We start from the raw sequence: 12564 nt of genomic DNA on the forward strand, positions 1-12564 counted from the left end.
TCGGGGTCAGCCGAGGGCCTTGCCCGGGAGTTCGACCTTGGCGCCCAGCTCCACGAGCTTCTCCATGAAGTTCTCGTAGCCGCGGTTGATCAGCTCGATGCCGTGGACCCGGGAGGTGCCCTCGGCGGCGAGGGCCGCGATCAGGTAGGAGAAGCCGCCGCGCAGGTCGGGGATGACCAGGTCGGCGCCCTGCAGCCGGGTCGGGCCCGAGACGACCGCGGAGTGCAGGAAGTTGCGCTGGCCGAAGCGGCAGTCGGAGCCGCCCAGGCACTCGCGGTAGAGCTGGATGTGCGCACCCATCTGGTTGAGCGCCGAGGTGAAGCCCAGCCGGGACTCGTAGACTGTCTCGTGGATGATCGACAGGCCCGTGGCCTGGGTGAGCGCCACCACCAGCGGCTGCTGCCAGTCGGTCTGGAAACCGGGGTGCACGTCCGTTTCCAGGGCGATGGACTTCAGCTGGCCGCCCGGGTGCCAGAAGCGGATGCCCTCGTCGTCGATCTCGAAGGCGCCGCCGACCTTGCGGTAGGTGTTCAGGAACGTCATCATCGAGCGCTGCTGGGCGCCGCGGACGTAGATGTTGCCGCTGGTCGCCAGCGCCGCCGAGGCCCAGGACGCGGCCTCCAGGCGGTCCGACAGGGCCCGGTGGGTGTAGCCGCCGAGCTGGTCCACACCGGTGATGCGGATGGTCCGGTCGGTGTCCATCGCGATGATCGCGCCCATCTTCTGCAGCACGCAGATGAGGTCCTCGATCTCCGGCTCGACGGCCGCGTTGGACAGCTCCGTGACGCCCTCGGCCAGTACGGCCGTCAGCAGCACCTGCTCGGTCGCGCCCACCGACGGGTACGGCAGCGTGATCTTCGTACCGCGCAGGCCCTTCGGCGCCTCCAGGTACTGCCCGTCCGCGCGCTTCTCGATGGTCGCGCCGAACTGCCGCAGCACGTCGAAGTGGAAGTCGATGGGCCGGCCGCCGATGTCGCAGCCGCCGAGGCCGGGGATGAACGCGTGCCCGAGCCGGTGCAGCAGCGGGCCGCAGAACAGGATCGGGATCCGGCTGGAGCCGGCGTGGGCGTCGATGTCGGCCACGTTGGCGCTCTCGACGCGCGTCGGGTCGAGCACCAGCTCGCCGGGCTCCTCACCCGGACGGACCGTCACCCCGTGCAGCTGGAGCAGCCCGCGTACGACGCGCACGTCACGGATGTCCGGAACATTGCGCAGCCGGCTCGGCGCGCTGCCGAGCAGCGCGGCGACCATGGCCTTCGGCACGAGGTTCTTCGCACCGCGGACACGGATCTCACCCTCAAGCGGGTTTCCGCCGTGGACAAGCAGGACATCGTCGTTGACGGTCATGAATCTCGCGTTCCGATCAGATGGGCATGGGGGGCCGCCGATCACGGGCGGGCCGTGGGACAGGGTAATCGCCGATCACCCCCCGTCCGTAAGTCCACGCACCGCCCTGTCGCGTCATGGGTGTGTCACAACACGAACCGTTTGCAATCGGACACACGGGGTCACCGACCGTGAGCGTGCGCCGGGCCTGCTTCCACGCACCCTGAGCTGCGTTCACCCGGGCACTCCGATTGGCTCCCCACTCCGGGGGAAGATGCGGGATCATGTCTGGCATGACCGAGGTGTCCTCGCTCACAGGGCGGTTGCTCGTGGCCACCCCCGCCCTGGCGGACCCGAACTTCGACCGCGCGGTGGTGCTCCTCCTCGACCACGACGAGGAGGGTTCCCTCGGCGTCGTCCTCAACCGCCCCACCCCGGTGGGTGTCGGCGACATCCTGGAGGGCTGGGCCGAGCTGACCGGCGAGCCCGGCGTCGTCTTCCAGGGCGGACCGGTCTCGCTGGACTCCGCGCTCGGCGTGGCGGTCATACCGGGCGGGGCGAACGGAGAAGAGGCCCCGCTGGGCTGGCGGCGGGTGCACGGCGCGATCGGCCTGGTCGACCTGGAGGCGCCGCCCGAGCTGCTCGCCCCGGCCGTCGGCTCGCTGCGGATCTTCGCCGGATACGCCGGCTGGGGGCCCGGCCAGCTGGAGGAGGAACTGGCCGAGGGCGCCTGGTACGTGGTGGAGTCCGAGCCCGGCGACGTGTCCTCGCCGGAGCCCGAACGGCTGTGGCGGGAGGTGCTGCGCCGCCAGCGCAGCGAGCTGGCGATGGTGGCCACGTATCCGGACGACCCTTCGCTCAACTGATGCCCGGACGCTTCAGTACCCTGGGCAATATGAGCACTCTTGAGCCCGAGCGCGGGACTGGTACGGGGACCCTCGTAGAGCCGACGCCGCAGGTGTCCCACGGCGACGGCGACCACGAGCGCTACGCCCACTACGTCCAGAAGGACAAGATCATGGCGAGCGCCCTCGACGGCACCCCCGTCGTGGCGCTGTGCGGCAAGGTCTGGGTGCCGGGCCGCGACCCGAAGAAGTACCCCGTGTGCCCCATGTGCAAGGAGATCTACGAGTCCATGGGCGCCGGTGGCGACAAGGACAAGGGCGGCGACAAGGGCAAGGGCAAGTAAGGCCCCGCCTCCCGTTGTGACCCGCGAGGGCCCCGGCGCGCTTCGGTGTGCGCCGGGGCCCTTTGCATACCCGATTGGTCGAGACCTCTTGTGGGCCGGTTCCGGGGGTCCTAGCCTTCCTGCCGATCGACTGGTTGTGCAGAGCGAAACGGCTGTTGCACGGGGTGCAACACGGGGCGTGGAGCCAGTGGGGGGGAAGGGGGGGGGGGGGAAGCGGCAACGGCTGGGGAGTTGCCCCTCCCCCCTCCCCCGGGCCGGGTCTCGGTGCCGGGCGGCGCGTCGCGGCCATGCTGAGGGCCGAGAGCGGTTTCGACGCGGACCTCGCCGACCCGGGCACCCAGGAGTACGGCATCGCCCGCTGGACCCCGGCCGTGCTGCGCGGTCGACGCGGACACCGGGATCGAGGCCGCCGAGGGCACCGAACGGGTGGCCCGCTGGCTGCGGTCGACGGTCGGCGCGGCGACGGGGCTGCCCTTCGCGCCGTACCGCGAGGGTGAAAGCCGTATACAGGACGGCCGGGTACGGCTGCGGATCGTGCCCGCGCTCGCCGACGAACTCGGCGGCCCGGAGTCGTACCGGTTGACCGCCGAAAACAGGGTGGTCACCCTGGACGGGGCGAGTGAGGCCGGGCTGTTCTGGGCCGCGGGCACCTTCCGGCAGCTGCTCGGACCCGAGGCCTTCCGGCGGGCTCCCGTCAGCGGCCGCGCCACCTGGGAATTCCCCGCGCTCACCGTGCACGACAGCCCCCGGTTCGGCTGGCGCGGGCTGCTGCTCGACGTGGCCCGGCACTTCATGCCCAAGGACGGGGTGCTGCGCTATCTCGATCTGATGGCCGCGCACAAACTCAATGTGCTGCATCTGCATCTGACGGACGACCAGGGCTGGCGGATCGAGATCAGGCGGTATCCGGAACTGACCGAGACCGGCTCCTGGCGGGCGCGGACGAAATTCGGTCACCGGGCCTCACCGCTGTGGGAGGACAAGCCGCACGGGGGTTACTACACCCAGGACGACATCCGGGAAATCGTCGCCTACGCGGCCGAGCGGCATATCACCGTCGTGCCGGAAATCGATGTGCCGGGGCATTCGCAGGCGGCCGTCGCCGCGTATCCGGAACTCGGCAACACCGACGTCATCGACACCTCCGCGCTCTCCGTCTGGGACACCTGGGGGATCAACTCCAACGTACTGGCCCCCACCGACAACACCCTCCGGTTTTACGAAGGGGTGTTCGAGGAGGTCCTGGAGATGTTCCCGTCACGGTTCATCCACATCGGTGGTGACGAATGCCCGAAGGACCAGTGGCAGAAGTCGTCGGCCGCCCAGGAGCGCATCGCCGATCTCGGTCTCGCCGACGAGGACCAGCTCCAGTCGTGGTTCGTACGGCATTTCGACACCTGGCTCGGGGCGCGCGGACGCCGGCTGATCGGCTGGGACGAGATCCTCCAGGGCGGACTCGCCCCGGGCGCCGCGGTCTCCTCCTGGCGCGGCTACGAGGGCGGGGTCACCGCGGCGCGCGCCGGACACGACGTCGTCATGTGCCCCGAGCAGTACGTCTACCTGGACCACCGGCAGGCCCCCGGCGACGAGGAACCCGTGCCGATCGGCTTCGTACGCACCCTGGAGGACGTCTACCGGTTCGAACCCGTTCCCGCCGCGCTCACCGAGGCCGAGGCGCGCCATGTGCTCGGCACCCAGGCCAATGTGTGGACCGAGGCCCTGGAGGACGCCCGGCGCGTGGACTACCAGGCGTTTCCCCGGCTCGTCGCGTTCGCGGAGGTCGCCTGGAGCCGGCTGCCCGCGCCCCCGGAGCGGGACTTCGCGGACTTCGAACGCCGGATGACCGCGCACTACCGGCGACTTGACGCCCTGGGCGTCGACTACCGGCCGCCGGGCGGACCCCGGCCGTGGCAGCGCCGACCCGGTGTGCTGGGCCGCCCGCTCGACGGACCGCCGCCCAACAGGTGATCCCGAACGGCCGGAACCCGCCGGGTGTACCCCAACGGGCGGGTCGCGCAACGCGGATGGAACAGATAGCGGAAAAACCCCGTCAGTTTCACCGAAGAGTGGCAATTCGCGCGCACCGGTGAAGCGGTGCGAAACCAGACCATCTCCTCGGTGGGGTGGGCGAATGCCTCCTAGCGGACCCCCGCGTTCGAGCCCTGCGAAGATGTGCCAGAGTTGCCACGTCCGCCCTGTCAGCACGTACCGTACGGCGCAACAGGCGGGACCAGGTGGGGCAGCGGGAAGGGGCAGCCGGGTTGACCACGCACGCACCGCAGGCGGGGCAGGCCGTCACGCTGCCCACGACGCTGGACGAGGCGGTGGCGGCACTCGCCGCGATGCCCACCGCGGTCCCGGTCGCGGGCGGCACCGACCTGATGGCCGCCGTCAACTCCGGGCAGCTGCGGCCCGCCGCCCTGGTCGGGCTCGGCCGGATCAGCGAGATCCGCGGCTGGCAGTACCAGGACGGCCACGCGCTGCTCGGCGCCGGGCTCACCCTCGCGCGCATGGGCCGCCCCGACTTCGCGGCCCTGATCCCGGCGCTCGCCGCCGCCGCGCGCGCCGCGGGCCCGCCGCACATCCGCAACGCGGGCACCCTGGGCGGCAACATCGCCTCCGCCGCGCCCACCGGCGACGCGCTGCCGGTGCTCGCCGCGCTGGAGGCGACGCTGATCGTCGCGGGACCGGGCGGGGCGCGCCGGGAGGTCCCGGTCTCGCACCTGCTGGCGGGCGTGGAGATGCTGGGCGCCGGTGAACTCATCGGCTTCGTGCGGGTGCCGCTGCTGCACGCCCCGCAGGTCTTCCTGAAGGCGACCGGGCGCACCGGACCCGGCCGCGCGCTGGCCTCCGTGGCCCTCGTCCTCGACCCCGCCCGGCGCGGGGTGCGCTGCGCGGTCGGGGCCATCGCGCCGATGCCGCTGCGGCCGCTGGAGGCCGAGCAGTGGGTCGCGCAGCTCATCGACTGGGACAACGACCGCGCGCTCGTCCCCGAGGCGCTCAGCGCCTTCGGCGAGTACGTCGCCGCGGCCTGCATCCCCGACCCGGCGCCGGAGGCGGACGGCACGGTGCCGTCGCTGCCGCCCGCCGTACTGCACCTGCGGCGCACCGTCGCCGCGCTGGCCCGACGAGCACTGGGGAGGGCGCTGTCGTGACCGACGACCGGCACGGAGAGGGCACGCCCGAGGGCGGCGGCCGCTGGAACCCGCTGCCCCAGGGCGACTACGACGACGGCGCCACCGCCTTCGTCAAGCTCCCCGAGGGCGGCATAGACGCCCTGCTGTCCGGCAACAGCCCGCTGGCCGCGCCGGGCCACGGCTATGTGCCGCCGCGCATCCCGGGGGCCCCGGCCGAGGGCGGCCAGGGCGGCTGGCCCGCGCCGGAGGGCGCGGCGCCGCCCAGTGGCCCGACCCGAACGGCGGCCAGGGCGGCGGCCAGTGGCCCGACCCGGACACCGGGCAGGGGGCGACGCAGGGCGGCGACCGCTTCACGTACGACCCCGCGGCCACCCAGCACTGGAACTTCGAGGAGCCCCCGGCGCCCGCCGCGCCCGGCCATGACGTCACCGGGCAGTGGTCCATCCCGGTCGCCGGTGGGGAACTTCCGGACGAATCGGGCGAGTTCACCACGTCGTCCCTGGTGGAGCAGTGGGGCGGCACCCCGCCCGCCACGCTCCCGGGCGGCGCGCCCGCACCCTGGGCCACCAACGCGGGCCAGCCGTGGGGCGACCGGCAAGAGGCCGCGCAGGGCCCGGACACGTACGGATCCGGCGAGGCGTACGGACACGAGACGTACGGCGGCGAGGCCGGAGCGCCCGTCGAGGGCGAGGCGTTCGGTCCCGAGACCGGCGGCCACGCCGAGGCGTACGACCCCGGGACCGGCGAGTTCCGCGCCGGGCGCGCGCAGAGCACGGCGCAAGGGGTCGGCAGCGCGCGGGCGCGCGCGCAGAGCACGGCGCAAGGGGTCGGCAGCGCGCGGGCGCGCCGCCAGGCCCGCGCCCAGGCCGCGTACGAGCAGTCGGGGGCCGCACAGCCCGCGTACGAGCAGCCCGGGGCCGGGCAGGGCGAGTACGAGCACACGGGGCCCGAGCAGGCCGCCCACGCGGGTCAGGAACACGCCGTGCGGGAGCAGCCGGGCGCCGCGTACGGGCCTGCCGCCCATGGGCAGACCGGTCCCGTCCCGGGCGCCCACGAGCAGACCGGCCGCGCGCCGGAGCAGAACGGTTCCGCGCCGGGCGCGTACGGCCAGGACACGCTGGGGCACGAGGCGTACGAGCAGGGTGGCGCCGGGGAGCCCGCGGTGGCGCCGGGCGCGTACGACGCCGCCGGGCACGCGCGGGGCGTGGAGGCGCAGGGCGGGTACGACCCCGCCGGGCACGCGCAGGGCGCCAGATCGGAACGCCGGAGACGGCGCCCGACCCGGCCGCCACGCCGCCGCACGGCACCCCGGCGCCCACCGGCGACCCGGCCGTACCCGCCGTACCCGTCGTACCCGAACAGCGGTCCGGCGCGGCCGTGCCCGGTGTTCCCGGGCAGCGGTCCGACACGCCCGTGCCCGCGCCCGCCGTACCCACGGAGCCCGCTCCGGCGCACGACGGCGACACGCCGACCCCCGCGCCGGAGGCGGCCGAACACGCCGACGCCGAGCCCGGGCAGGCCGGGGCGTCCGAAGCCGCCGAGGCACCGGAGGAGCCGGAACCGGCCCCCCTCCCGCCCCACGACGACCACCCCCTCGCCTCCTACGTCCTGCGGGTCAACGGCGCCGACCGGCCCGTCACCGACGCCTGGATCGGGGAGTCGCTGCTCTACGTGCTGCGCGAGCGGCTCGGCCTCGCCGGGGCGAAGGACGGCTGCTCGCAGGGCGAGTGCGGGGCCTGCAACGTGCAGGTCGACGGGCGGCTCGTGGCCTCCTGCCTGGTGCCCGCCGTCACCGCGGCCGGTACCGAGGTGCGCACCGTGGAGGGGCTGGCCCAGGACGGGCACCCCTCGGACGTGCAGCGGGCGCTGGCCAGGTGCGGCGCCGTGCAGTGCGGCTTCTGCGTGCCCGGCATGGCGATGACCGTGCACGACCTGCTGGAGGGCAACCCCGCGCCGACCGAACTGGAGACCCGGCAGGCCCTGTGCGGCAACCTGTGCCGCTGCTCCGGCTACCGGGGCGTCGTCCAGGCCGTCCAGGAGGTCGTCGCCGAACGCGAGAGCGCGCACGCCCCCGAGCAGGAGGCGGCCGCGGACGCCGACGACGCGCGCGTACCGCACCAGGCGGGCCCCGGCTCCGGCAGCGCGGGCCCGTCGGTGTTCGAGGCCCCGGGCGTCTTCGACACGCCGCCACCCACCCCGGACGGCTACGGCGACACGCCCGGCCCGTACGACCAGCACTACGGCCAGGACGGAGGCCAGGCGTGAGCGACGAAGCCGCCACCGCCACCGCGGAACCCGCCCCCGAGCCCGAGCAGGTACTGCACGGCCTCGGCGTCTCGCTGCCGCACGCGGACGCCCGCGCCAAGACCGAGGGCACCTTCCCGTACGCCGCCGACCTGTGGGCCGAGGGGCTGCTCTGGGCGGCCGTCCTGCGCTCCCCGCACGCGCACGCCCGGATCGTGTCCATCGACACCTCCCACGCCCGCGAGATGCCCGGCGTGCGCGCCGTCATCACCCACGAGGACGTGCCGGGCGCCCCCCGCCACGGCCGGGGCACCCCCGACCGGCCGGTGTTCGCCGCCGAGGTCGTACGGCACCACGGCGAGCCCATCGCCGCCGTCGCCGCCGACCACCCGGACACCGCGCGGATCGCCGCCGCCGCGATCATCGTCGAGTACGAGATCCTCGACCCGGTGACCGACCCCGAGCAGGCGTTCGAGGCCGAACCCCTGCACCCCGACGGCAACTTGATCCGGCACATCCCGCTGCGCCACGGCGACCCGGACGCGGCCGGGGAGGTCGTGGTCGAGGGGCTGTACCGGATCGGCCGCCAGGACCCGGCCCCGATCGGCGCCGAGGCCGGTCTCGCGGTGCCCCGCCCCGACGGCGGGGTGGAGCTGTACCTGGCCTCCACCGACCCGCACCACGACCGCGACACCGCCGCCGCCTGCTTCGGGCTGTCCCCGGATCGGGTGAAGATCGTGGTCACCGGGGTGCCCGGCGCCACCGCCGACCGCGAGGACGGCAGCTTCCAACTCCCGCTCGGCCTGCTGGCGTTGCGCACCGGCCTGCCGGTGAAGCTCACCGCGAGCCGCGAGGAGTCCTTCCTCGGCCACGCCCACCGCCACCCCACCCTGCTGCGCTACCGCCATCACGCGGACGCCGAGGGCAACCTGGTGAAGGTGGAGGCGCAGATCCTCCTGGACGCGGGCGCGTACGCCGACACCTCCGCGGAGGCGCTGGCGGCCGCCGTCTCCTTCGCGTGCGGGCCGTACGTCGTGCCGAACGCCTTCATCGAGGGCTGGGCCGTACGCACCAACAACCCGCCCTCCGGCCATGTGCGCGGCGAGGGCGCGATGCAGGTGTGCGCCGCGTACGAGGCCCAAATGGACAAGCTGGCCCGCAAGTTGGATGTGGACCCGGCCGAACTGCGGCTGCGCAACGCGCTCGCGACCGGCGATGTGCTGCCCATCGGCCAGACCGTGACCTGCCCGGCCCCGGTCGCCGAACTCCTCCAGGCCGTACGGGACTTCCCGCTTCCGGAGCTGCCCAAGGACACCCCCGAGGAGGACTGGCTGCTGCCCGGCGGACCCGAGGGCGCGGGGGAGCCGGGCGCGGTGCGCCGGGGCGTCGGCTACGGCCTCGGCATGGTGCACATGCTCGGCGGGGAGGGCGCCGACGAGGTGTCCACGGCGACGGTCAAGGTCCACGACGGCATCGCGACCGTGCTGTGCGCGGCCGTGGAGGCAGGCCAGGGATTCACCACGCTGGCCCGGCAGATCGTCCAGGAGACCCTGGGCATCGAGGAGGTCCGGGTCGCCCCGGTCGACACCGACCAGCCGCCGTCCGGACCGGGCAGCCGGGGCCGGCACACCTGGGTGTCGGGCGGCGCGGTGGAGCGGGCCGCGAAGATGGTCCGCACCCAGCTTCTCCAGCCGCTGGCCCACAAGTTCGGCATGTCGACGGAGCTGCTCCAGATCGACGACGGCAAGATCACCTCGTACGACGGGGTGCTCTCGACCACCGTCACCGAGGCGCTGGACGGCAAGGAGCTGTGGGCCACCGCGCAGTGCCGCCCGCACCCCACCGAGCCGCTGGACGCGGCCGGGCAGGGCGACGCGTTCGTGGGCCTCGCGTTCTGCGCGATCCGCGCGGTGGTGGACGTGGACATCGAGCTGGGCTCGGTGCGGGTGGTGGAGCTGGCCGTCGCCCAGGACGTGGGCCGGGTGCTCAACCCCGCCCAGCTGGCGGCCCGGATCGAGGCGGGCGTCACGCAGGGTGTGGGCATCGCGCTCACCGAGAACCTGCGCACCCCGCGCGGGCTGATCCGGCACCCCGATCTGACCGGGTACGCCCTGCCGACCGCCCTGGACGTGCCGGACATCCGGATCGTCAAGCTGGTGGAGGAGCGGGACGTGGTCGCGCCGTTCGGCGCCAAGTCGGTCAGCGCGGTGCCGGTGGTGACGTCCCCGGCGGCCATCGCCTCCGCCGTCCGCGCGGCCACCGGGCGCCCGGTCAACCGGCTCCCGATCCGCCCCCAGGCGGCCGTGGTCACCGACCGCTGACCGGCGCCGCGCAACGTGTCGGGGCCGCCCGGCGTCTTTCCACCGCGGGGGCGTTGTCAGTGGGGCCGCGTAGTGTGCTCAGCGGTGGGGGAGCCGCGTGGCGGGCGCCCGTACTTTTCACGCACGGGCCAGACCGCGGGGGAGCGATGGGTACGACGACGGATGCCGGGACAGCGGCGATCACGCTGACCGAGGCCGAGCTGGACCGCCATGTCACGCATGCCGCGACGCGGGGCCTGCTCGCGGGCCCCGGGCTGCCCGCCGTCACCGATGTGCTGACCTTCTCGCCCCTGCGCGCCCACGGACTGCGCACCCTCGCGGACGCGGCGGACGGCCCCTTCCATCTGGCGGAGGAGCTGCGGGACCGCCTGGTGATAGGCGAGCTGCTCAATCCGGCCGGGATGGAGCGGGAGTCGATCCTGCTCGACGGCGACACGGGCGAGATCACCACGGCGTATCTGCGGGACCCCGCCGAATGGCGCCCCTTCGCCCCGTCCCTGGCCACGCTGCTGCGCTTCGCCGCGGTCACCGAGGAACTGGCGGGCCTGCGCGGCCGGTTCGCCTCACTGGCCGGGCAGTACGGCCCGCGGACGGTCGCCGAGGCGTCCCGCCGGCTGCTCGCCCTCTTCGAGGAGGGCACGGACGGCCGGGTGCCGCCGTACTGGAAGGCGGCGGCCCTGATCCGCCCGCTCGCGCTCGCCGCGGGCCCCGGCACGGTGTCCGGGCTCACCCTGGACATCCCCGCGCGCGTCCTCGACCAGGAGTTCGGGCACGGCAGGGTGGCCCGCTTCGAGGACGTCGACTTCCCGGCCACGCTCACCCATGAGCCGACCCGCCGCTTCCTGCGCGAGACCGGGCTGCCCGAGGAGGCGGTCCTCTTCTTCACCGACCCGGACGCCCCGCTGCCGACGCTGCGCGAGTACTTCACCCAGGAGCGCGCCGAGTACCCTCCGGCCGAACTCCCGGCCCACTGCGACCACTTGATCCGCCTCGGCCACCTGGTCGAGGACAACAGCCTGGTCGTCGACGGCCGCACGGGCGCGGTACTGACCTTCTCCGCCCCCGAGGCCGCGCTCTACCCCCTCAACACCGACGTCTCCACCCTCGCGTTCACCCTCTGGCTCCTCCACCACGAACGCACCATCGACCAGCACCTCTCCCACGAACTGACGACGACCTCCTACGACCAACTGGCCGCCGCCATGCTCCACACCCTGACCACCCTCGACCCCACCGCCACCCTCCCGGGCACGACGTGGCACTACTGGACGGACACTTTCCAGGACGAGGCGGGCGGGGTGCTCTGAGTACGAGAGCCGAGCCAGCAGTATGTGCAGCTTTGGTACATGGACTAAGCTTGGTACATGTCTATGAAGCGCACCAATGTCTACGCCGACCCGGAGGATCTGGCGATCATCAAGGAGGCGGCCAAACGCCGGGGGATAAGCGAGGCCGAGATCATCCGCCAGGGGATTCACCTCGCGGCGATGGCGAACCGTGTCTGGGACGAGCCGCTGTTCTCACGCACCTTCGAAGGAGCGGGCCGGACGTTGTCCAACTCGGAGGTCCGTGACACGGTCGCGGATGCGGTTCGCCGCGAGACGGACACCGGAACCGCCGCGTGATCATCGTCATCGCCGATACGTCCGGTCTCCTGGCCGCCCTTGACTCGACGCACTCGGATCACGGAGCGGCGAACGAGGCGATCATGGCCGCCGGCCTCCTGATCGCATCTCCGCTCCTGCTGGCGGAGCTCGATCACGTCGCCACGCGTGAGCTGGGACGTGAGGCCGCCCTCAGCGCGGTCGATGACATCCGCCGCTGGATGCGCCGCGGCCGGGTCGTCGTTCCGGAAATCACGGAGGATCATCTAGGTGCCGCGCAGATGCTGCGCATCCGCTACCGCGCCCTGAACCTCGACCTCGCCGACGCGGTGAACATGGCGCTGGCGGCGGACTACGACACCGATGCGATCCTCACCCTCGACCGACGCGACTTCCGGGCCGTGCGGCCACTGGGCCGACACAAGGCATTCCGGGTACTCCCCGACGACCTGCCACTCTGAGGCGAGCGGCACCGCTTGGAGGCCGTGGCGGGAATTGAACCCGCGTAACTCCCCGCGAGCGGAGCTCGCTGATGGATGCGGTGCAGGCGAGCCCCTGAACCGCTCGGGCGGGCTCAGGTGATGCTTGGAGGCCGTGGCGGGAATTGAACCCGCGTAACTCGCTTTGCAGGCGAGCCCCTGAACCACTCGGGCACACGGCCGTGTTGATGGGACGACCGTATGGCGGGGGCGGAGGGGGGCTCAAGGGGTCTGGGGCGGGTGCAATGTGACTGCCATACGGCG

Annotated in this window: 9 protein-coding genes, 1 tRNA gene and 1 pseudogene; 9 read left to right on the top strand and 2 right to left on the bottom strand. The window is 73.3% G+C overall.

The genetic code is table 11. The annotated features are described in order from the left end of the window. Window positions 1-6: 6 nt before the first annotated feature. Complete coding sequence (gene murA, locus ACLF5H_RS04310) at window positions 7-1347, bottom strand: UDP-N-acetylglucosamine 1-carboxyvinyltransferase (RefSeq protein ID WP_085564978.1); 1341 nt, start codon at window positions 1345-1347, stop codon at window positions 7-9. 272 nt (window positions 1348-1619) lie between these two features. On the opposite strand from murA, the gene ACLF5H_RS04315 reads away from it, so the two are divergent. The 9 genes and pseudogenes from ACLF5H_RS04315 (at window position 1620) to ACLF5H_RS04355 (ending at window position 12282) form a co-directional block, all read left to right on the top strand. Beyond that, window positions 1620-2192, top strand: a complete 573-nt coding sequence (locus ACLF5H_RS04315) for a YqgE/AlgH family protein (protein ID WP_421674722.1) — start codon at window positions 1620-1622, stop codon at window positions 2190-2192. A gap of 29 nt (window positions 2193-2221) precedes the next feature. Further along, a complete protein-coding gene (locus ACLF5H_RS04320) occupies window positions 2222-2515 on the top strand; it encodes a DUF3039 domain-containing protein (RefSeq protein WP_421674723.1) in 294 nt (97 codons plus the stop codon). A gap of 426 nt (window positions 2516-2941) precedes the next feature. Continuing rightward, on the top strand, window positions 2942-4483 hold the full coding sequence (locus ACLF5H_RS04325; RefSeq protein ID WP_421674724.1) for a beta-N-acetylhexosaminidase: 1542 nt from the start codon (window positions 2942-2944) through the stop codon (window positions 4481-4483). Between the two features lie 293 nt (window positions 4484-4776). After that, entirely contained in the window at window positions 4777-5670 is an 894-nt protein-coding gene (locus ACLF5H_RS04330; protein WP_085564975.1) for an FAD binding domain-containing protein, read from the top strand. Then, a pseudogene (locus tag ACLF5H_RS04335) lies at window positions 5667-7917 on the top strand (2Fe-2S iron-sulfur cluster-binding protein). Before ACLF5H_RS04330 ends, ACLF5H_RS04335 begins: the two are co-directional and overlap by 4 nt. Further along, entirely contained in the window at window positions 7914-10217 is a 2304-nt protein-coding gene (locus ACLF5H_RS04340) for a xanthine dehydrogenase family protein molybdopterin-binding subunit (RefSeq protein WP_421674725.1), read from the top strand. Before ACLF5H_RS04335 ends, ACLF5H_RS04340 begins: the two are co-directional and overlap by 4 nt. Window positions 10218-10363: 146 nt before the next feature. Then, window positions 10364-11524, top strand: coding sequence for an SUKH-4 family immunity protein (locus tag ACLF5H_RS04345; protein WP_421674726.1), 1161 nt, complete (start codon window positions 10364-10366; stop codon window positions 11522-11524). A 57-nt stretch (window positions 11525-11581) separates the two neighbouring features. Then, complete coding sequence (locus ACLF5H_RS04350; RefSeq protein WP_421674727.1) at window positions 11582-11842, top strand: CopG family transcriptional regulator; 261 nt, start codon at window positions 11582-11584, stop codon at window positions 11840-11842. Next, entirely contained in the window at window positions 11839-12282 is a 444-nt protein-coding gene (locus ACLF5H_RS04355) for a PIN domain-containing protein (protein WP_393954042.1), read from the top strand. Before ACLF5H_RS04350 ends, ACLF5H_RS04355 begins: the two co-directional genes overlap by 4 nt. Before the next feature lie 125 nt (window positions 12283-12407). Here the strand turns inward: ACLF5H_RS04355 and ACLF5H_RS04360 are convergent. Then, window positions 12408-12482 (bottom strand) — tRNA-Cys (locus tag ACLF5H_RS04360). Window positions 12483-12564: the final 82 nt, after the last annotated feature.

The sequence above is a fragment of the Streptomyces sp. LaBMicrA B280 genome, from assembly GCF_049222185.1.
In the GTDB taxonomy this organism is placed as follows: Bacteria; Actinomycetota; Actinomycetes; order Streptomycetales; family Streptomycetaceae; genus Streptomyces; species Streptomyces murinus.